The sequence below is a fragment of the Bradyrhizobium sp. Mp19 genome (genome assembly GCF_029952935.1).
Classification (GTDB): Bacteria; Pseudomonadota; Alphaproteobacteria; order Rhizobiales; family Xanthobacteraceae; genus Bradyrhizobium; species Bradyrhizobium elkanii.
Genome location: NZ_JASAUT010000004.1, coordinates 175,329 through 194,570 on the forward strand (window position 1 = coordinate 175,329; position 19,242 = coordinate 194,570).

The window sequence follows — 19,242 nt, forward strand, 5'->3', positions numbered from 1 at the left end:
AAGTCGACCCTTCTTAGGTCGATCTCTTACCCAGCCAGGAGTCCAGTTTCGGCCACAGCCGCTTGATTGCGTTGGCGCCGGCGACCAGCGAGACGTGACCGCCTTTCAGCATCACCTCCTCCTTGTCCTCGGAGCCGATCTTTGTGATCAGATGTTTTGCCGCATCATACGGCACGATGTGGTCGTGCTCGGCGACCGCGTGCAGGATCGGCACCTTGATGTCGGCAAGCTTCGCCTCGCGGCCGCCGACGGTCATGATGTCGTTGTAGAGCTTGTTGTCCCACATCAGGTCCTTGGTGATGGAGCGGAAATATTCGCCCGCGAGCGGCAGCGTGTCGGTCGCCCAGCGATCGAACATCCGGTACGACTTGACGAACTCGTCGTTCCAGATGTTGTCCCACAGCTGGATCTGGCCGACGACACGGGCGGCCGGCCGCAACATGTCGAACGATTGCAGGATCAGTTCGGGCGGCATGTTGCCGGTGCTGTCGATCAGCCGGTCGACGTCGAAATAGCGGCGGTCGGCGAAATTCGAGAACAGCTTCATCTCGCGGAAATCGATCGGCGTGGTGAAGCAGATCAGGTTCTTCATCGGCCCGTCGCTGAAGATCGAGCCGTAAAGCAGCGACAGCACGCCGCCGAAGCAATAGCCGATCACCGAGACGTCCTTTTCGCCGGAATCCTGCTGCACCCGGCGGACCGATTCCGGAATGAAGTCGAGGACGTAATCCTCCATGCGCAGCGATTTCTCCTCGGGCTTCGGCGCAGTCCAGTCCAGCATGTAGACGTCGAAGCCGCGCTTGAGCAGGAACTCGATGAAGCTCTGCCCCGGCACCAGGTCGAGGATGTAGCCGCGGTTGGTGGTCGCCATCACGATCAGCACGGGCACGCGATAGACTTCGTCGGCCAGCGGCCGGTAGTGATAGAGGTTCATGGTGCCGCGCGAATACAGCACGTCCTTCGGCGTCGAGCCGAGCGACGGGCCGGAGCTCGAGAAATACTCGACGCCCTTGATGCTGCGCTGGATCGCGCGCTGCACCTCGGACTGCACCCGCTCGGAGATCGAGGCGAAATCAAAGGGGGTGGGAGCATTCATTTGCTGCCTCCCTCCGCTGGCGGCTGCTTGGTGCGCGGTGGCCGAGGCGTTGCGCCGTGGCCGTCGTCCGGCGCCAGCGAATTGTGGTGCACCTGCTGCAGCAGCGTCTTGATCTCGTTGAGCTGGTTCTCCATCGATTGCAGGCGCTCGGCCATGCCGACGAGCTGGGCGCGGCTCGGCAGGTTCATCGCCAGCAGATATTTCTCCATCAGCTCGCCGAGCTGCTTCTGCGCGCCGGCCGCGACGCCGCCGGCCTGGTTCATCGCCTTGGAAAATTCCGGCGAGGTCATGAGCTGGTTGCCGAAGGAGTTGAACCCCTTCTCCATCTCGCCAATCATCGTCTGCCAGATCACGGCAGGGTCGTTGCCCTTGTCGGCCATGCGGCGCTCCTCCACACCAAATCCGAGCGCTTGCCGCGCTTCCATTTGTTTCTGCCATACGACACTGTTGCTGCTGATCGGTCAACAGCGCGGCGCGACCAGCGACGCCGAGGCTCTTCTGCGCTGCGTCAATCCGTGGCATAGAGGTTCCTGACCGCGACACCAGCAGGGGAAGCCCGTGACCACGCTCGCCCATCAGCCGCCGCAGATCATCCGCGCCAATGGCATCGACATCTGCTACGAGATTTTTGGCGATGCGAATGCCGAGCCGCTGCTCCTGATCATGGGCCTCGGCGCCCAGATGATCCATTGGGACGACGAGTTCTGCCGCCAGCTCGCCGCGCGCGGTTTTCGCGTCATCCGATTCGACAACCGGGATATCGGCAAATCCTCCCGCCTGAGCGGCGGCAAGCGGCTGACCGCGCTTGAACTGCTCAAGCTCCGCTTCCTGAAGATCCCGGTCGCAGCGCCCTACAAGCTGGCCGACATGGCCCGCGACACCATCGGGCTGATGGATGCGCTCGGCATCCGCACCGCGCATCTGGTCGGGGCCTCGATGGGCGGCATGATCGCGCAGGAGGTTGCCATCACCTTCCCCGAGCGCGTGCGCTCGCTGACCTCGATCATGTCGACCACGGGCAATCCAAAGATCCCGGGGCCGACCCGCGAGGCGACCGCGGTGCTGATGGCGCCGCCGCCGAAGAGCAAGGAAGAGTATTTCGTCCGCTTCGGGCAGACCTGGAAAGTCCTGCGCAACGGCTCGTTTCCCGAGGATGAGGCGCTCGATCCCGAACGCGCGCGGCGCACCTATGAGCGCGGCCTCAATCCGGAGGGCGTCGGCCGCCAGCTCCGCGCCATCCTCGCCTCCGGCAGCCGCAAGGAGCGCCTGCGCGGCGTCAAGGCGCCGACGCTGGTGATCCACGGCACCATCGATCCGCTGGTACATCCCGAAGGCGGCAAGGACACCGCGGTCTCGATCCCGGGCGCGAAGCTCGTGATGATCGAGGGCATGGGCCACGCCCTGCCGATTCCGATGTGGCCGCAGATCATCGACGCCATCGACAAGCACGCGCATGGCGCGGCGGCGAAGGCGGCGTGAGGCCGGAGCGTTTTCGAGCGAAGTGGATCCCGGTTCGCGTGAAGAAAACGCCCCAAAGCCAGAATCGAGAGCCCGTCCCGATTCAATCGGAACGAGGCTCTGGTATCTTCCGGTAACCATGTGAGCCAGGAGTGCGTTCTTCCGGCGCCTGCGCGGAGGCGGTAGACAGCGCGATGCATCGCGCGGGTCGCGCACCATCAGCCACCGGGAGTCACCAGATGAAGACCTTTCTCCGGCCACGGACAGCCGTCGCCGCTCTCCTCATCGCGCTGGCGTCTCCATCGGCAATGGCGGCCGCCGGCGAGGCGCAGCAGGAGGCCAACCGCAAGGCGGTGCTGGCGTTCTACGAGAAGGGGCTGAACCAGAAGGACGCCGACGCAGCGCTCGCCTATGTCGGCAACCGCTATGTGCAGCACAATCCCGGCGCGGCCGACGGCCCGGAAGGCTTCCGCAAGTTCATCGGCTTCCTGCGCGAGAAGTTTCCGAACTCGCACAGCGAGATCAAGCGCTCATTCGTCGACAGCGACTACGTGATCCTGCACGTCCACGCCGTGCGCGAGCCCGGCACCCGCGGCAACGCGATCATCGACATCTTCAAGCTCGAGGACGGCAAGATCGTCGAGCACTGGGACGTGGTGCAGCCCGTTCCGGAAAACCCGGCGAACAGCAACACGATGTTCTGAGACATCGCGATGGCTTGTGCTCGGCATCTGGCACGATCAGGCTGGCCGGCGCGCCGGGACGCCTGCTAGTCCTTGACCGCGATCCAGATCACGTGGCGGACACCGCGGCCCCGGCCGGTGGCGCGGACGGCAATTTCATTGACCGCGAACCCGGCCCGGGTCAGCGATTTCGGAAACTTGGCATTCGGACCGGACGACCAGACGGCGAGCACGCCGCCGCGCCGCAAAGCAGTATGTGCGATCCTGAGCCCGGAGACATCATACAGCGCGTCATTGGCCTTGCGGGTGAGACCTTCAGGCCCGTTATCGACGTCGAGCAGGATGGCATCGAAGCTGAGCGGTTGGCGTTCGATCACGCTTGCAACATCCTCCTCTCGGATGCTCACGCGCGGATCGTTCAGGCTGTCGCCGAAGATCTCCGCCATCGGGCCTCGCGCCCAGGCAACGACCGCCGGCACCAGTTCGGCCACCACGATTCTCGCCTCGGGCCCGAGCACGGCGAGTGCGGCCCGCAGCGTAAAGCCCATGCCGAGGCCGCCGATCAGAAAATGCGGCCGTGCGACCTTCTCGATCTTCTTCGCGGCAAGCGTCGCCAGCGCCTCTTCCGAGCCCGACAGGCGGCTGTTCATCAGCTCGTTGGTGCCGAGCATGATCGAGAATTCGCGGCCTCGCCGCATCAGACGCAATTCACCCTCGGTGCCGGGAACGCGCGTGGTATCGATCTTTTCCCATGGAATCATGCGGCGGTTTCTAGCATGGGCGTCAGGCCGGGCGAAGCTAGCGCCCAGAGAATGCGAAATAGTGACTCACGAATGGCACAACAAACTCCGTGTCGTCCCTGCCTAGTGCGCAATTGCGCACGGGAGCAGGGACCCATAACCACCGAAGGTGATTGTTGCGCGACACTGCGGCCACGGCTTGCTTCAACAACACAACCCTGTGGTTATGGGTCCCTGCTTTCGCAGGGACGACGATGGGGATGCATCACGGTCATCCTAGGCCGCAAGCCTACCCGCCTGCCCAGACGTCGAGCACGTAGCGGTTCCTGGTGCCCATTTCCTCGATCCAGCGCGCGGCGGCGTCAGTGTCGACACCGGTGCGCTCGCGATAGATCGACATCAAGGTCGCCTTGACGTCGGGCTCCATCCTGCCGCCGTCGCCGCAGACATAGACGATCGCGCCCTTCTGGATCAGCTCCCAGACCCGGTCCTTGTGCGCGGCGACGAGGTGCTGCACATAGGTCTTCGGGCCATCGGCACGTGAGAAGGCGGTGTGGAGTTCACTGACGCCGTCGGCTGCGAACGCCTTCAGCTCATCCGCATAGATGAAGTCCTGCTCGGGATGCCGGCAGCCGAAGAACAGCAGCGCCGGCCCCAGCGTCGCGCCCTGCGCCCTGCGCGCGGCGCGCTCCTGCAGGAAGCCGCGGAACGGTGCGAGCCCGGTGCCCGGCCCGATCATGATGATCGGCACGGCATTGTCATCGGGCAGGCGGAAGCCCGCCTTGGTCTCCTTGATGGTGGCGTGGACGGTGTCGCCGGCGCGGCGGCGCGCCAGATAGTTCGAGCAGACGCCCTTGTAGATGCCGAGCCCGGAACTTGCCGGCGCCTCCACCACGCCCACGGTGACGCTGCAGCGCTGCGCCTCGCCGGCCGGAGACGACGAGATCGAATAATAGCGCGGCGCCAGCAGCGACAGCATTTCGAGATAGAGGTGGAACGGCAGCTCGCAGGCCGGGTATTCCTCGAGCAAGTCGAACACCGATTTGCGCTTCGCCAGGACGTCGGTGCGATAGCGCGCGGCCGAGGCATCGTCGTCCCCGACATAGGCCATCAGCTTCGGCTTGGTTACCGGGCAGCGGGTGTGCTCGGCCATGATCTGGATCTGCTTGCGGGTCGCGATCTGCTGCAGCTCGACGAACTCGGTGAGCAGCCGCCCGACCGACACCGCGTTGCCGACCGGCAATTGCGCGCGGCGGCCTTCCGAGACCTGCAAACGGATCTGGTCGGCCGGCAGGAAGCCGAAGCGGCGCGCAACGGAATCGACCAATGTCGGGTCGTTGCGCGGCACCACGCTGAGATGATCGCCGACACGGTATTTCAGGTTGGCCGGCAGCTCGACCTCGATGTGCCGGGTCGAACGCTCCGACGGATTGGCGCCATCCTTGGTCTGCAGCTCGCTGTTGGCGAGCACCTTCATCGGCACCGCGCCGCCCTGCGTCACGATGGTGTTGACCGCGCCTTGCGCCACCGGCTCGATCGCGTAGAGCGGCTCGTCCTCGGCGGTGCGGGTGAAATTCCAGTCGATGCCGAATTCCTTGGTCGCGACCTTCGCCGCCTCCGGGAACCATTTCTGGAACTGGCCGTCGAGATCGCTGCGCGCATCGCCCTCGCCGCGCGGATAGACGGCGCGCGCGCCATGTTTGGTCAGCTGCTCGTCGATGAAGCGCGGCACCGACTGGTAGGTCGCCGCCCAATCGCTGTTGCCGCAACCGAACACCGCGTAGCGCACCTTGGCGAAGGCATCCTTCGGCAGGTCGCTCTCAAGCCATTTGACGAACTGCGTGGCGTTGTCGGGCGCCGCGCCATTATAGGAGGCGCAGATGATCAGCACGCCGCCCTCCTCCGGCAGCTTGCCGACATAATCGTCCAGCGGGCCCAACCGCGTCGCGAAGCCGTTGATCTCCGACAGATCCGCCATGCGGGTTGCCAGTTCCTCGGCGGAGCCAAGATTGGAGCCGTAGAGCACCAGCATCGGCGTGTTGTGGCCCGGGCGCGTGGCCGGCGCGCGCGGGGCCTTCGGCGCGGCTGCAACCGCGCCCGTGCCGCCGGCGAACGCGCCGCGGTCCTTGTCGTCGCGCGGTCGCACCTTGATCCTGAAGCCGTCGGGCTTGACGGTCAGCGTCTCCTTCAGATGCATCTGGTAGCGATGCACGTCGATCAGCTTGAAGCGTTGCAGGATCATCCCGATCGCCAGCGCCGCCTCGTGCATGGCAAAGCCGCGGCCGATGCAGGCGCGCTGGCCGTTGCCGAACGGCTTCCAGGCATTGATCGGGCGCTTGGCCTCCGCCTCGCGGCTGAAATTCTCGGGATCGAACACGTCGGGGTTCGGGCCCCAGACGCTGGGGTCGCGATGCAGCGCCATCACCAGGATTGTGATGAAGGTGTTCTTCTTCAGCTTGTACTTGCCGCCGATCATCTCGTCGTTGAGCGGCGCGATGCCGTAGGCCGGCGCCGGCGGCCACAGCCGCAGCGCCTCCTTCAGGCATTGGGTGATGTAGGTGAGCTGCGTCACCTGCTGATAGGTCGGCCGCGCGTTGACGTCGGGACCGAGGACGCGGTCGACCTCCTCATAGGCCTTCTTCAGCACCTCCGGGTGCTTCAGCAGCGCGTAGATCGTGCACGACAACAGGCCGCTGGTGGTCTCGTGGCCGGCGATCAGGAAGGTGTTGATCTGGTAGCGGATGTTGACGTCGTCGAGCTGCTCGCCGGTGGCGCGGTCGACGCCGGTCATCATCGCCGCCAGCATGTCCTTCTTGTCGTCGGTCGCGGCGGTGTTGCCGCGCCGCTCGGCGATGATCTCGTCGACCATCTTGTTCATGAAGGCGACGTCGTCGGCCAGCGTCTTGCGCCGCTTCTGCATCCACAGACCCTCGAGCGGCAGGCCGCGGGTCATCATGATGGTTTCGAGCGAGCGCACCAGCGATTCCACGAACGGGTGGTAGTCGCGGCGGTAGAACGAATTGAAGCGGTAGTCGAAGCCGCAGAGGCCAATGGTGTCGAGGGTGAGCGCCGTCATGTCGTGGACGACCTCGATCTCCTCGTCGGCGTTGAGGCGCTCCCATTTCTTGACCAGCTGCTCGGCGATGTCGACCATGCTCGGGTGGTACGACTGCATGGCGCGGTTGCCGAACGGCTGCATCAGGATGTTGTGCGCCTTGCTCCAGTTCGGCTCCTTGGTGTCGGCGGTGAACAGGCCGTCGCCGCCGACCGCGCGCACCCGGCGCAGCGAGCCGCGCACCGCCTTGTCGAAGCGCTTCTCGTCGGAGAGTTCGTCGACGAGATCGTGACCGGACACGATCACGAGCGGCGCGCCCATCATGTCGAGCCAGAAGATCGGTCCGAGCTCCTTGGAGAGCTTCACGAGATGCTGCACCGGCGCGGTCGAGTCCAGCGACAGCATGTTGCCGACCACCGGCTTCGTCGGCGGATGCGGAATCGGACTCAGTCTGTTGCCGGACGCCATGTTGAGATTGCCCCCTGTCACCTATTCGTCATTGCGAGGAGCGAAGCGACGAAGCAATCCATACATCCTCGTATGCGGACCGATGGATTGCTTCGCTTCGCTCGCAATGACGGCGTTGGTGTCCCGTCGTCACCCAAACCGCTTTCTGCGCCATTCGATCAGCTTCGCGCTGACTTCGTCAGGCTTTTCCTGCTGCGTCCAATGGCCGCTGTCCTTGACCAGGTACTTCTCGAGGTCCGGCACCAGCCGCTCCATGCCGTCGGCGGCCGAGGGCGGCAGCACCGCGTCGTTCTCGGCCATGATCATCAGCGACGGCACCCGGACGTGATGGTCCAGCCCGGCCGAGCGCTCCCAGTTGCGGGTGAAATTGCGATACCAGTTGATGCCGCCGGTGAAGCCGGTCTTGGTGAAAGTGTCGACGAACACCTTTTTCTCGTCCGCAGACAGGATCGGCGTGCGCGGATCGTGCTTGGCGTCGTAATTCGCGATCATCTGCGGAAACGCCAGATTGAGCCGCGCCGAGGCGCCGACGCCGGCGATCGGCTGTTCGGGCGGCGCATCCGCCGGACGCGGCACCGGCTTGCGCATGAAGGCGTCGAAGGTCTGCTCGACGCGGCTGCCGAAGATGCGGTCGGGCTCGCGCCCCGGATCCTGGAACTGGACGATGTACATGTGATCGCCGAAGCGCTGGCGGAACAGCGCGATCGGGTCCATCGGCGCACGGTCCCAATGCGGCGTGTTGACGCCGACGACGCCGGCGACCCGCGCAGGATGCCTGAGCGGCATCTGCCAGACGACAAAGCCGCCCCAGTCGTGACCGACAAAGATCGCCTTGTCGATCTTGAGATGGTCGAGCAGGCCGACGAGATCGCCGGTCAGGTGCTCCATGTCGTAGGCCTCGACCGGCTCCGGCCGGTCGGTCGCGCCATAGCCGCGCTGATCCGGCGCAATCACCCGGATGCCGGCCTCGCCCAGCGCCTTGATCTGGTGGCGCCAGGAGAACGCCAGTTCAGGCCAGCCGTGGCACAGCACAACCGGCGGCGTGTCGGTCTTGGGGCCTGCTTCATAAAACCCCATGCGGATGCCGTTCGTCTCGGCGAACTGCAGCGGTGGCATCTCAATCATCGGCAGGGATCCTTATTCGGCTGCGCCCTTGATGTCCGCAGGCGGGGGAGCGAACGCCGCCTCGAGTACATCGAACTCGAGCGGCAGCATGTCGCACATCACCTGCACGTGGGGAATGATGTTGGCGCCCACGATGAAGCCGAAATCGAGCTGATCGCGGTAGCTCTGCACGGTGATGTTGAGCGCCACGCCGTGGGTCGAGATCGAGACCGGGAAGATGTGCAGCAGCTCGGCACCCGCCGCATACAGCGTCTGCCGCGGCCCCGGCACGTTCGAGACCGTGATGTTGGTGGCCGGCGGCAGCACGTTGGAGAGGTCGGAGCGGCTGTAGAGCAGCGCCAGGATCTGCACCAGGATCGGCGCCCCCAGCAGCGAGATGTTGGTGACCTGCGGCACCAAGGCGCGCAGCGGATGCGACATCTCCTTGGACCTGGTCGACTGCGCGATGATGGTTTCCAGCCGCTTCCTGGGGTCCTCGATGTCGGTCGCGATCGAGCAGATCATGCCGAACACCTGATTGTTGGACTCGGCGTTGCCCTCCTCGCGCAGCGAGATCGGAACACCTGCCGTCAGCGACTTGTTCGGCAGCGCGCCCTGGCTGATCAGATAGCGCCGCACCACGCCGGAGGCGAGCGCCAGCACGACGTCGTTGAGCTTGCCGCCGGACGCCTTCGCCAGAGCCTTGGCCCGCGACAACGAGATCGAGGTGCCGGCAAAACTGCGTTCGGACGAGATCGCCTTGTTGAGGATGGTCGGCGGCGAGGACATCGCCTGCAGGCTCTCACGCGACCTCGGATCGGCGACCTTGGCGACGACGTCGGACAGGCTCTTCATGACCGTCGGCATGGAGCCGGCGAACTTCACCGCGCTCTCGATCTGGAACATGGCGTTGTCGAACAGGATCGAGCCGAGGTCGCTCTTGCCGGAACGCGGCAGCTCCAGGCTCTTCTGCGCGGCGGCGGCCGCCTCGAACGGTTGGGTCCAGAGCTGCTGATAGGCATCGATCAGATTGGCCGCGATGTCGCGCGGCTCCTGCGCGACTTTCTTCGCGCTCGGCGGCTCGATCTCGCGCGGCACCGGCGTCAGGTCGTAGATCATGCTGGTCAGCGCCGCGCCGGCGCCGCCGTCGATGCAGGCATGGTGCATCTTGGAATAGAGCCCGATCTCGTTGTCCTTCATGCCCTCGAAGACGTAGAACTCCCAGAGCGGGCGGGCGCGGTTCAACAGCTTGGCGTGCATCCAGCCGACGATACGCTCCAGCGTCGCGCGATCGTGCGGCGCCGGCAGGCTGGCGCGGAAGATGTGACGGTCGATGTCGAACTGATCGTCCTCGACCCAGGACGGATGGTCGATGTCGAGCGGCGCCTTCTGCAGCCGTGCCTTGAGGATCGGCGCGATGTGGAGCCGCGAGGCGATCATCGCCTTGAACTCCTCGAAGAAGTCGCCCTTGTAGCCGTCGGGCAGGCGGAAGATCGCCATGCTGCCGACATGCATCGGCATTTCCGGCGTTTCCAGATAGAGAAACGATGCGTCCAGCGAGGACAGCTTCTTGGCGTCGCTCATGATCTCCTCCCGAGAGCCTACTTACGCGGGCGCCTTGGGCGGCGCTTCTGGTCGTTTGGTCAGGATAGTGCCTGTTCTGCCGGCCCGTAGGCAATGGCAAAGGGGCCCGAGCGGTCAAAATGCCGGAATTCCCCTTCCGGCTGGGCCAGCCGGTCCGCAATCGCCCACAGCGCCGCGGGATTGACGCCGAGGCCGATATGGCTGGCGAAATGCACCTCGATATTCTCGGCGGTGGCCGACGGCCGCACGCGCGAGGTCCGCCAGTTCACGATGCCATCGGTGCGGGAATAGATCGAGGTTGTCGGCACCGGCATGTCGCCGGCGATCGCGGCGCGGATCTCAGGGATGTCACCCACAGCTTCGCCGGACAACAGCTCATAGAGCCGCGTCGCATTGGTGGCGCGGATGTCGTCGGCGAACGGGCTGCCCAGCGTGATGATGGAGCGCACCAGTTCCGGCATCTGCGACGCCAGGTCGCGCGCATAGACGCCGCCGAGGCTCCAGCCGATGATCGAGACCTTGCGCCCCGACGCCTCATGGACCCGCTTCAGCAGGTCGCGCAGCGCAGCCCGCCTGCTGGAAATCCCGCCGAAATTGCGGCCCATGTTCCAGGCATAGGCATCATAGCCGAGCTCCTTCAGATAGCGCCGCATCGGCGCCATCGAAAGGTCGCTGGCGAGGAAGCCCGGCAGCGCCAGCACCGGATGACCGTCGCCTCTCGGCGCCCGCATCAGCAAAGGCGACAGCAGCAGGCTCGAATTGAGCTCGAGCACGCCGCGCGCCTCCGCCAGCATCAGGAACAGGCTCGGCGGGCGCAACCGGCGTTCGGTCCCATCAACGCTCCTGTCCATGCCGGCCACTATTTCTTCTTGCTCGCGCCGCCGAAGCCGGCCATCGCCACGAACATGTCCTGGAAGCGCTCGGCGAGCTTGGGATCGAAGGTGAACCAGCTCTGCATCAGCGATTCCGGCGATATCTTCTCGATGTTCGACAGCATCTGCTGCTGCAGCTTGTCCATGACGGCGGTTTGCATCGGCGCCACATCCGGCAGGCCGAAGAACTGCCGCGCTTCGAGGGGCGTACAATCTATCTCGACGTTGACCTTCATATCCGCCTCCTCAAATGCGCCTTGGCCCGCCATAGTATCGCCGCGACGGGGCGAGTTGCGCAAGCGAGCCGTACCTGCCCCGGGGGGCAGTCGGCCTCAATCATCCGTTATGGTCAACCAAACCGTTTGGAGCCGTTGCTCCAAACTGGTTGGAGCGGCCGGCATAACGCGGCGCGCCCGAGATCTTTCCCGGGAGCGACAAGCGGCACTCCGAAAGTCGAATGTCACGCGTTCGCGCCTGCCGCCTGCTCTCCAATCGCTTCATTGCGCTGCACCCGCGCAAACCGGTTAACCCTTTGGCAAATCGCGCTTGCGCAGCCGGTAAACTCTGGCAACATGGATCGATAATACCAGCCGGACACAGCAGCCGGCGGACAAAGACGGGGACGCGGGATCACATGTCGGTACGTTGGAGTTTTGCGGCGGCTGCCGTCGCATTCGTCGCCTTTGCTTGGCCGGCATCGGCCCAGACGTTGAAGTATGCCAACCAGGGCGAGCTGAAGTCGCTGGATCCCTACACGCTGAAGGAAACCACGACGATCGCGCACCACGCCCACGTCTACGAAGGCCTCACCGCGCGCGACAAGGACCTCAAGATCATTCCGGCCCTGGCGGAAAGCTGGGAGACGCTGAGCCCGACCAAATGGCGCTTCCATCTGCGCAAGGGCGTGAAATTCCACAATGGCGATCCCTTCACCGCCGACGACGTGCTGTTCTCGGCCGAGCGCGTCCGCGCCAAGGGCTCCAACTTCCTCAGCAACGTCCCGGCCGACGCCAAGTTCAGCAAGGTCGACGACTACACCGTCGACGTGACACTGGACTCGCCCAATCCCATCCTGATCTCGCAGTGGGATAGCTGGTACATCATGGACAAGAAGTGGTGCGAGGAGAACAACTCGGTTGCACCGACGCCTGCCTCCGCAACCACGCCGAGCTACGCGGCGCTGCACGAGAACGGCACCGGTGCCTTCACGATCGAGAGCCACCAGCCCGGCGTGAAAACCGTGTTCAAGGCGTTTCCCGGCTATTGGCGCAAGCCCGAGCATAATCTCAAGGAGATCATCTTCACCCCGATCGGCTCCGACGCCACCCGCGTTGCCGCGCTGCTCTCGGGCGAAGTCGACGTGATCGAACCGGTTCCGCTCCAGGACATCCAGCGCGTCAATTCCAGCGGCGTCGCCACCGTCATGACCGCGCCGGAGATCCGTACCATCTTCATCGGCATGGATACGGCGCGCGACGAGCTGCTGTATTCCAACATCAAGGGCAAGAATCCGTTCAAGGACATCCGCGTCCGCGAAGCATTCTACAAGACCATCGACGTCGATCTGATCAAGACCCGCGTCATGCGCGGCATGTCGACCCCCTCGACGTTGATGATCGCCCCCGAGCTCTATCCGCTGTCGAAGGAATTCACCCGGCCAAAGCTCGATCCTGATGGTGCCAAGAAGCTGCTGGCCGACGCCGGCTATCCGAACGGCTTCGAAGTCACGATGGACTGCCCGAACGACCGCTACGTCAACGACGCCGCGATCTGCCAGGCGGTGGTCGGCATGCTGGCCCGCATCGGCGTCAAGGTGAACCTGCTGGCGCAGCCGAAGGCGCAGTATTTCGCCAAGGTGCTGAAGCCCGGCGGCTACCAGACCTCGTTCTTCATGCTGGGCTGGACGCCCGCGACGTCCGACTCGCACAACGTGCTGCACGACATCCTCGGCTGCCGCGACGATCCGAAGGATGCCACCCGCGGCGAGGCCAATCTCGGCGGCTATTGCAACAAGGAAGTCGACGCGCTCACCGACAAGGCCCTGATCGAGGGCGACACCGCCAAGCGCGACCAGCTGATCAAGCAAGCCTACGACATCGTCATCAAGGATTACGGCTACATTCCGCTGCATCAGCAACCGCTGGTGTGGGGCGTGTCGAAAAAGGTCAAATTGACCCAGCGCGCGGACAACCAGGTGCTGCTCTACTGGGCGACCAAACAGGGTGAATAGTGGCTTTGGCGAATTGGGTCCCGGAAGCGCAGGCTTCCGGGACCGCTCGTTTTCCGGCCGCGCAAAGCCGCGCGCCAAATGTCAAAAGCAGTGAAAGGTAGAGATGCTGGCTTTCACTCTTCGCCGCTTCCTGCAGGCGATCGGCGTGATGCTCGCCGTGGGCGTGATTGCGTTCGCGATGTTCCGCTTCGCCGGCGACCCGGTGAACCAGATCGTCTCGATCGACACCTCGGCGGCGCAGCGCGCTGAAATCCGGCACTCGCTCGGCCTTGACGATCCCGTGCTGGTGCAGTTCGGCCGCTACTTCATCAATGCGCTGCAGTTCAAGTTCGGCGTGTCCTACCAGTTCCGCCTGCCGGTCTCCTCGCTGCTGGCGGAGCGGCTGCCGGCGACGCTGGAACTGTCGATCTGCGCGACGCTGTTCGCGATGGTGGCCGGCATCCTGATGGGGGTCTATTCGGCGCTGCGCCGCGACACCGTGCTTGCCAAATTATTCCAGGCGGTATCGCTGATCGGCATTTCGCTGCCGACCTTCCTGATCGGCATCCTCCTGATCTATCTGTTCGCGGTGACCTTGGGCTGGCTGCCCTCCTTCGGCCGCGGCGAGGTGGTGAAGCTCGGCTGGTGGACCACCGGACTGCTGACCGTCTCGGGCCTCAAGGCGCTGATCATGCCGGCGATCACGCTGGGGCTGTTCCAGATGACCCTGATCATGCGGCTGGTGCGCGCCGAAATGCTGGAAGTGTTGCGGACCGACTATATCCGCTTCGCCCGCGCCCGCGGACTGACCACGCGCGCGATCCATTTCGGCCATGCGCTGAAGAACACCCTGGTTCCGGTCATCACGGTGGCCGGCCTGCAGTTTGGCTCGGTTATTGCTTTCTCGATCATCACCGAAACCGTGTTCCAATGGCCGGGCATGGGACTTCTGTTCGTGCAGGCCGTGCAAAATGTCGATATCCCGATCATGGCCGCATATCTGTTGATGGTCTCGCTGATCTTCGTCACCATCAATCTGGTGGTCGACATCCTCTACACCGTGGTCGATCCGCGCTTGCGGTCGACCGTCGGCCGCGCAGCGTGAGGGGCTGACCGATGTCCGATGCCGTCGTCCCCCATCGTTCCCAAGACCACCAGGCCGCTGCCGGCTGGTTCAGGCGCGCGCTCGACAGCGACATCTTCTATTCGTTCCGCCGCTCCAGGCTGACGATGGTCGCCGCCGTGATCACGCTGCTGTTCTTTCTGCTCGCGATCTTCGCATCATGGCTCGCGGTGCAGAACCCGTTCGACCCGGCACAGCTGCAGCTGATCAACTCGCGGATCGCGCCGCTGTGGACCGCCGACGGCCAAAGTCCGTTCCTGCTCGGCACCGACGAGCAGGGCCGCGACGTGCTCTCGGCGATCCTTTACGGCCTGCGCATCTCGCTTGCAGTCGGCCTGGCCGGCGTGGTCTTTGCCGGCGCGCTCGGCATCGCCCTCGGGCTGATCGCAGGCTATTTCGGCGGCGTGGTCGACACCGTGATCATGCGGATCGCCGACGTGCAGCTCACCTTCCCCGCGATCCTGATCGCACTGCTGGTCAACGGCGTCGCCAAGTCGCTGCTCGGCAACCGGCTCGACGAGATGAGCACGCTCGGCGTCCTCATCATCGCGATCGGCCTCAGTTTCTGGGTGCAATATGCCCGCACCGTGCGCGGTTCGGTGATGGTCGAGAAGAACAAGGATTATGTGGCCGCGGCGCAGCTGATCGGCCTGCCGGCGCCGAAGATCATGCTGCGGCACGTGCTGCCGAACACGATGGGCCCGATCCTCGTCATCGCCACCATCAACCTCGCGCTGGCGATCATCACCGAGGCGACGCTGTCGTTCCTTGGCGCCGGCATGCCCGACACCATGCCCTCGCTCGGCACCCTGATCCGGATCGGCAACAACTATCTGTTCGCCGGCGAATGGTGGATCGTCGCCTTCCCCGGCATTGCGCTGGCCGGCCTGATCCTCTCCATCAACCTGCTCGGCGACTGGCTGCGCGACGCACTCAATCCAAAGCTCCGATGACCAAGCCTGTTCTTTCCGTGCGCAATCTCGAGGTGGAATTCGTCACCCGCCGTGCGACCTTGCGCGCCATCAACGGCGTGTCGTTCGACATCGCCAAGGGCGAGGTGCTCGGCGTGGTCGGCGAGTCCGGCGCCGGCAAATCGGTCACGGGGCTAGCCGTGATCGGGCTGATCGATCCGCCCGGCCGCATTTCCGGCGGCGAGATCGAACTGTCGGGCACGCGGATCGACCATCTTCCGCCGGAGGAGATCCGCCGCATCAGGGGCAAGCGGATCGGCATGATCTTCCAGGATCCGCTGACCAGCCTCAATCCGCTCTACCGGATCGGCGACCAGATCATCGAGACCATTCGCACCCACAGCAATCTCAGCGAGAGCGCCGCGCGCAGGCGCGCCATCGATCTGTTGGCCGAGGTCGGCATTCCTGCGCCGGAAAAGCGCATCGACGGCTATCCGCACGAATTCTCCGGCGGCATGCGCCAGCGCGTCGTGATCGCGCTTGCGATCTGCGCCGAGCCCGAACTGATCATCGCCGACGAGCCGACCACCGCGCTCGACGTCTCCGTGCAGGCGCAGATCATTGCGCTGATCAAGCGGCTGGGCCGCGACCACGGCACCGCCGTGATGCTGGTGACCCACGACATGGGCGTGATCGCCGAGACCTGCGACCGCGTTGCGGTGATGTATTCCGGCCGCATCGCCGAGATCGGCCCGGTGCAGGAGGTGGTGCGCAACCCGCTGCATCCCTACGCCAGGGGCCTGATGGGCGCGATCCCGACCCTCGCAGGCGAGGACAAGCGCCTGGTGCAGATCCCCGGCTCGATGCCGCGGCTGTCGGCGATCCCGCCGGGCTGCCCGTTCAATCCGCGCTGCGCGTTTGCCTTCGATCGCTGCCACGTCGAACGCCCCGAGCCGATCCGGCAGGGCACGCAATCCGTCGCCTGCCATCTGTTCGAGCCGGCGAAGGAGACGGCGGCATGAGCGGGACATTGATCGAGGTCAGGAACCTACGTCGCGTCTTCGACGTCTCCAAGCCGTGGCTCAACCGCGTGATCGAGGGCGGCCATCTCGAATTCCTGAAAGCCGTCGACGGCGTCTCTTTCGACATCAGGCGCGGCGAGACCTTTGCGCTGGTCGGCGAATCCGGCTCCGGCAAGACCACCGTCGCGCGCATGGTGGTCGGCCTGCTGCCGCCGAGTTCGGGCGAGGTCGTCATCGACGGGGTCTCGATGACCGATCCGCGGCAGGCCCAGGCGCGCCGCCGCTTGCGCCGGCGCATCCAGATGGTTTTCCAGGATCCCTATGCGAGCCTCAATCCGCGCTACCGGGTCGCCGCCATCGTCGCCGAGCCGATCCGCGCCTTCGACCTGATCCAGGGCGAGCGCGACATCAAGGCCCGGGTCGGCGAATTGCTCTCGCTGGTCGGCCTGCACCCCGACGACGGCCAAAAATTCCCGCACGAATTTTCCGGCGGCCAGCGCCAGCGCATCGCGATCGCCCGCGCGCTGGCGTCGGAAGCCGAGTTCATCGTCTGCGACGAGCCGACCTCGGCGCTCGACGTTTCCGTGCAGGCGCAGATCCTCAATCTGATGCGCGACCTGCAGGACAAGTTCGGCCTCACCTATCTCTTCATCAGCCACAATCTCGCGGTGGTCCGCCACATGGCGAGCCGGATCGGCGTGATGTATCTCGGCCGCATCGTCGAGATCGCCGAGGGTCGGGAATTGTTCGAGAACCCGCGGATGCCCTACACGAAGATGCTGCTCGGCGCGGTTCCGGACCTTGCGATGTCCGGCCGCCAGCGCATCCCGGTGAAGGGCGAGATTCCGAATCCGATCGATCCGCCGCAGGGCTGCTCGTTCAACCCGCGCTGTCCCCTCGCCTTCGATCTCTGCCGCCAGAAGACGCCGGAACTGATCGACGGCGTCGCCTGCCATGCCGTCAACAGTCCCGCCGTCGTTCCGGCATGATCACGCGGATGGGAGCGGCCATGTCCACCAAGCGGTTGGCATACCAGCCGGCCTGTGATCAAGTGCGCCCGCCGAAGAGGCCCAACAACAAACCGACGAACGGTCAATCGCCATGAGCAACATCAACCCCGATCCGTTCACAACGCGGCCCGAGATCGAAGGCACCTTCGGCGTCGTCACCTCGACGCACTGGATCGCCACCGCGGTCGGCATGGCAACGCTGGAGAAAGGCGGCAACGCCTTTGACGCCGGAGTGGCCACCGCCTTCACGCTACAGGTGGTCGAGCCGCATCTGAACGGCCCCGGCGGCGACGTTCCGATCATCGTGCACGACGTCAAGCGCGGCAAGAGCGAGGTGATCTGCGGCCAGGGCCCGGCGCCGGCGAAGGCAACCATCGCGCATTATCGCAGCGAGGGGCTCGAGATGGTGCCCGGCACCGGCCTGCTTGCGGCCTGCGTGCCCGGCACATTCGAATCCTGGATGCTGCTGCTGCGCGACTACGGCACCATGAAGCTGCGCGACGTGCTGGAGCCCGCGATCGCCTACGCCCGCGACGGCTACCCGCTTGTCGAGCGTGCATCGGCCACCATCAAGACCGTCGAGCAACTGTTCCGGAAATACTGGACCACATCGGCCGACGTCTATCTGCCCAACGGCGAGGTGCCGAAGCCCGGCACCATCTTCACCAACAAGAAGCTCGCGGAAACTTACACACGCATCCTCGATGAGGCGGAGAGCGCCGGCCACGACCGCGTGGCGCAGATCGAGCGCGCGCGGCAGGCCTGGTCGAAGGGCTTCGTCGCCGAGGCGATCGACAAGTTCTGCCGCACCCAGGAGGTGATGGACGTCTCCGGCTCGCCGCATCGCGGCGTGTTGTCGGCCGACGACATGGCGCGCTGGCAGCCAACCATCGAGGCGCCGCTCACCTACGATTACGGCCGCTACACCGTGCAGAAGGCCGGAGTCTGGAGCCAGGGTCCGGTGATGCTGCAGCAGCTCGCGCTGCTGAAAGGTTTCGAGCTCGACGGGCTCGATCCCGCAGGTCCCGACTTCATCCATCTGCAGATCGAAGCCGCCAAGCTCGCCTATGCCGATCGCGAGACGTTCTACGGCGACCCGAAGTTCACCGAGATCCCGATCGAGACGCTGCTGTCCGATGCTTATAACAACGAACGGCGCAAGCTGATCTCAAAAGACAAGGCTTCGCTCGACTTCCGCCCCGGCTCGGTCGAAGGCTTCGGCGGCGTCGTGGAGTTGCGACACGCCGAAGGGCATCGCGAAGCGGTCGGCGCCATGGGCGCGGGCGAGCCGACCGTTGGCCGGTTCGGCGAGGTGCGTGGCGACACCGTGCATTTCGACATCATCGACAAGGCCGGCAACATGATCTCGGCGACGCCGTCCGGCGGCTGGCTGCAGTCCTCGCCGGTGATTCCCGAGATCGGCTTCTGCCTCGGCAGCCGCGCCCAGATGTTCTGGCTCGAGGAGAACCACCCTGCCTCGCTCGCGCCGGGCAAGCGGCCGCGCACCACGCTCTCGCCGACCATGGCGCTGCGCGACGGCGAGCCGTATCTCTCCTGGGGCTCGCCGGGCGGCGATCAGCAGGATCAGTGGATCACGCAGTTCTTCCTGCGCCATGTCCACGCCAGGCTCAATCTCCAGGAGGCAATCGACGCGCCGGCCTGGCACTCCGAACATTTCCCGATCTCGTTCTGGCCGCGCACCTCGCGGCCCGGCGTGCTGGTGCTGGAAAACCGCGTGCCGAAATCGACCATCGACGAATTGAAACGCCGCGGCCATGTGGTTGAGATCGGTCCCGATTGGTCGGAAGGCCGCCTCACCGCGGCCTCGAAGGTCGGTGCCCGCCGCCGCGCCGCCGCCAATCCGCGCGGCATGCAGGGTTACGCCGCAGGCCGCTAAGCACGAAGGT

Annotated in this window: 16 protein-coding genes; 8 read left to right on the forward strand and 8 right to left on the reverse strand. The window is 64.9% G+C overall.

What is annotated here, in order from left to right:
• Positions 1-13: 13 nt before the first annotated feature.
• Positions 14-1,096 (reverse strand): alpha/beta fold hydrolase, encoded by a 1,083-nt coding sequence (locus tag QJT82_RS07375; RefSeq protein WP_028338793.1) that lies wholly within the window; start codon positions 1,094-1,096, stop codon positions 14-16.
• On the reverse strand, positions 1,093-1,476 hold the full coding sequence (locus QJT82_RS07380) for a hypothetical protein (RefSeq protein WP_028338794.1): 384 nt from the start codon (positions 1,474-1,476) through the stop codon (positions 1,093-1,095). Before QJT82_RS07380 ends, QJT82_RS07375 begins: the two co-directional genes overlap by 4 nt.
• Positions 1,477-1,654: 178 nt before the next feature.
• On the opposite strand from QJT82_RS07380, the gene QJT82_RS07385 reads away from it, so the two are divergent.
• The gene (locus tag QJT82_RS07385; RefSeq protein ID WP_028331820.1) at positions 1,655-2,575 is read left to right on the forward strand and encodes an alpha/beta hydrolase; all 921 of its coding nucleotides are present in this window, start codon (positions 1,655-1,657) and stop codon (positions 2,573-2,575) included.
• 218 nt (positions 2,576-2,793) lie between these two features.
• Complete coding sequence (locus tag QJT82_RS07390; protein WP_028338795.1) at positions 2,794-3,258, forward strand: nuclear transport factor 2 family protein; 465 nt, start codon at positions 2,794-2,796, stop codon at positions 3,256-3,258.
• Between the two features lie 65 nt (positions 3,259-3,323).
• Here the strand turns inward: QJT82_RS07390 and QJT82_RS07395 are convergent, their stop codons facing one another.
• The 6 genes from QJT82_RS07395 to QJT82_RS07420 all read right to left on the reverse strand — a co-directional run bounded on the left by QJT82_RS07395 (position 3,324) and on the right by QJT82_RS07420 (position 11,296).
• Complete coding sequence (locus QJT82_RS07395) at positions 3,324-3,998, reverse strand: spermidine synthase (protein ID WP_028338796.1); 675 nt, start codon at positions 3,996-3,998, stop codon at positions 3,324-3,326.
• Positions 3,999-4,266: 268 nt separating this feature from the next.
• Complete coding sequence (locus QJT82_RS07400; RefSeq protein ID WP_028338797.1) at positions 4,267-7,500, reverse strand: cytochrome P450; 3,234 nt, start codon at positions 7,498-7,500, stop codon at positions 4,267-4,269.
• Between the two features lie 129 nt (positions 7,501-7,629).
• Complete coding sequence (locus QJT82_RS07405; RefSeq protein WP_028338798.1) at positions 7,630-8,625, reverse strand: alpha/beta hydrolase; 996 nt, start codon at positions 8,623-8,625, stop codon at positions 7,630-7,632.
• A gap of 12 nt (positions 8,626-8,637) precedes the next feature.
• Complete coding sequence (locus QJT82_RS07410; protein ID WP_028338799.1) at positions 8,638-10,188, reverse strand: wax ester/triacylglycerol synthase family O-acyltransferase; 1,551 nt, start codon at positions 10,186-10,188, stop codon at positions 8,638-8,640.
• Positions 10,189-10,247: 59 nt separating this feature from the next.
• Complete coding sequence (locus QJT82_RS07415) at positions 10,248-11,039, reverse strand: alpha/beta hydrolase (protein WP_028338800.1); 792 nt, start codon at positions 11,037-11,039, stop codon at positions 10,248-10,250.
• 8 nt (positions 11,040-11,047) lie between these two features.
• Positions 11,048-11,296 carry a DUF6489 family protein gene (locus tag QJT82_RS07420; protein WP_018270495.1) on the reverse strand — a complete coding sequence of 83 codons (249 nt, stop codon included), beginning with the start codon at positions 11,294-11,296 and terminating at the stop codon, positions 11,048-11,050.
• Between the two features lie 398 nt (positions 11,297-11,694).
• On the opposite strand from QJT82_RS07420, the gene QJT82_RS07425 reads away from it, so the two are divergent.
• From QJT82_RS07425 to QJT82_RS07450, 6 genes are all read left to right on the forward strand, one after another.
• Positions 11,695-13,290, forward strand: a complete 1,596-nt coding sequence (locus tag QJT82_RS07425) for an ABC transporter substrate-binding protein (protein WP_028338801.1) — start codon at positions 11,695-11,697, stop codon at positions 13,288-13,290.
• A gap of 103 nt (positions 13,291-13,393) precedes the next feature.
• Positions 13,394-14,374 carry an ABC transporter permease gene (locus tag QJT82_RS07430; RefSeq protein WP_028331828.1) on the forward strand — a complete coding sequence of 327 codons (981 nt, stop codon included), beginning with the start codon at positions 13,394-13,396 and terminating at the stop codon, positions 14,372-14,374.
• Positions 14,375-14,385: 11 nt separating this feature from the next.
• Positions 14,386-15,345, forward strand: coding sequence for an ABC transporter permease (locus tag QJT82_RS07435; protein ID WP_028338802.1), 960 nt, complete (start codon positions 14,386-14,388; stop codon positions 15,343-15,345).
• Complete coding sequence (locus QJT82_RS07440) at positions 15,342-16,325, forward strand: ABC transporter ATP-binding protein (protein WP_028338803.1); 984 nt, start codon at positions 15,342-15,344, stop codon at positions 16,323-16,325. The genes QJT82_RS07435 and QJT82_RS07440 overlap by 4 nt, the downstream gene beginning before the upstream one ends.
• Positions 16,322-17,314 carry an ABC transporter ATP-binding protein gene (locus QJT82_RS07445; RefSeq protein WP_028338804.1) on the forward strand — a complete coding sequence of 331 codons (993 nt, stop codon included), beginning with the start codon at positions 16,322-16,324 and terminating at the stop codon, positions 17,312-17,314. Before QJT82_RS07440 ends, QJT82_RS07445 begins: the two co-directional genes overlap by 4 nt.
• A 112-nt stretch (positions 17,315-17,426) precedes the next feature.
• Positions 17,427-19,232: a gamma-glutamyltransferase family protein gene (locus QJT82_RS07450; protein ID WP_028338805.1), complete on the forward strand. Its 1,806-nt coding sequence runs from the start codon at positions 17,427-17,429 to the stop codon at positions 19,230-19,232.
• Positions 19,233-19,242 lie beyond the last annotated feature (10 nt).

Excerpts from the sequence above, each read along its gene's own strand:
- QJT82_RS07400 (WP_028338797.1), bottom strand. The coding sequence starts at position 7,500 with ATGGCGTCCGGCAACAGACTGAGTCCGATTCCGCATCCGCCGACGAAG.
- QJT82_RS07410 (WP_028338799.1), bottom strand. The coding sequence starts at position 10,188 with ATGAGCGACGCCAAGAAGCTGTCCTCGCTGGACGCATCGTTTCTCTAT.
- QJT82_RS07415 (WP_028338800.1), bottom strand. The coding sequence starts at position 11,039 with ATGGACAGGAGCGTTGATGGGACCGAACGCCGGTTGCGCCCGCCGAGC.
- QJT82_RS07375 (WP_028338793.1), bottom strand. The coding sequence starts at position 1,096 with ATGAATGCTCCCACCCCCTTTGATTTCGCCTCGATCTCCGAGCGGGTG.
- QJT82_RS07380 (WP_028338794.1), bottom strand. The coding sequence starts at position 1,476 with ATGGCCGACAAGGGCAACGACCCTGCCGTGATCTGGCAGACGATGATT.
- QJT82_RS07405 (WP_028338798.1), bottom strand. The coding sequence starts at position 8,625 with ATGATTGAGATGCCACCGCTGCAGTTCGCCGAGACGAACGGCATCCGC.
- QJT82_RS07420 (WP_018270495.1), bottom strand. The coding sequence starts at position 11,296 with ATGAAGGTCAACGTCGAGATAGATTGTACGCCCCTCGAAGCGCGGCAG.
- QJT82_RS07430 (WP_028331828.1), top strand. The coding sequence starts at position 13,394 with ATGCTGGCTTTCACTCTTCGCCGCTTCCTGCAGGCGATCGGCGTGATG.
- QJT82_RS07395 (WP_028338796.1), bottom strand. The coding sequence starts at position 3,998 with ATGATTCCATGGGAAAAGATCGATACCACGCGCGTTCCCGGCACCGAG.
- QJT82_RS07425 (WP_028338801.1), top strand. The coding sequence starts at position 11,695 with ATGTCGGTACGTTGGAGTTTTGCGGCGGCTGCCGTCGCATTCGTCGCC.
- QJT82_RS07445 (WP_028338804.1), top strand. The coding sequence starts at position 16,322 with ATGAGCGGGACATTGATCGAGGTCAGGAACCTACGTCGCGTCTTCGAC.
- QJT82_RS07450 (WP_028338805.1), top strand. The coding sequence starts at position 17,427 with ATGAGCAACATCAACCCCGATCCGTTCACAACGCGGCCCGAGATCGAA.
- QJT82_RS07390 (WP_028338795.1), top strand. The coding sequence starts at position 2,794 with ATGAAGACCTTTCTCCGGCCACGGACAGCCGTCGCCGCTCTCCTCATC.
- QJT82_RS07440 (WP_028338803.1), top strand. The coding sequence starts at position 15,342 with ATGACCAAGCCTGTTCTTTCCGTGCGCAATCTCGAGGTGGAATTCGTC.
- QJT82_RS07435 (WP_028338802.1), top strand. The coding sequence starts at position 14,386 with ATGTCCGATGCCGTCGTCCCCCATCGTTCCCAAGACCACCAGGCCGCT.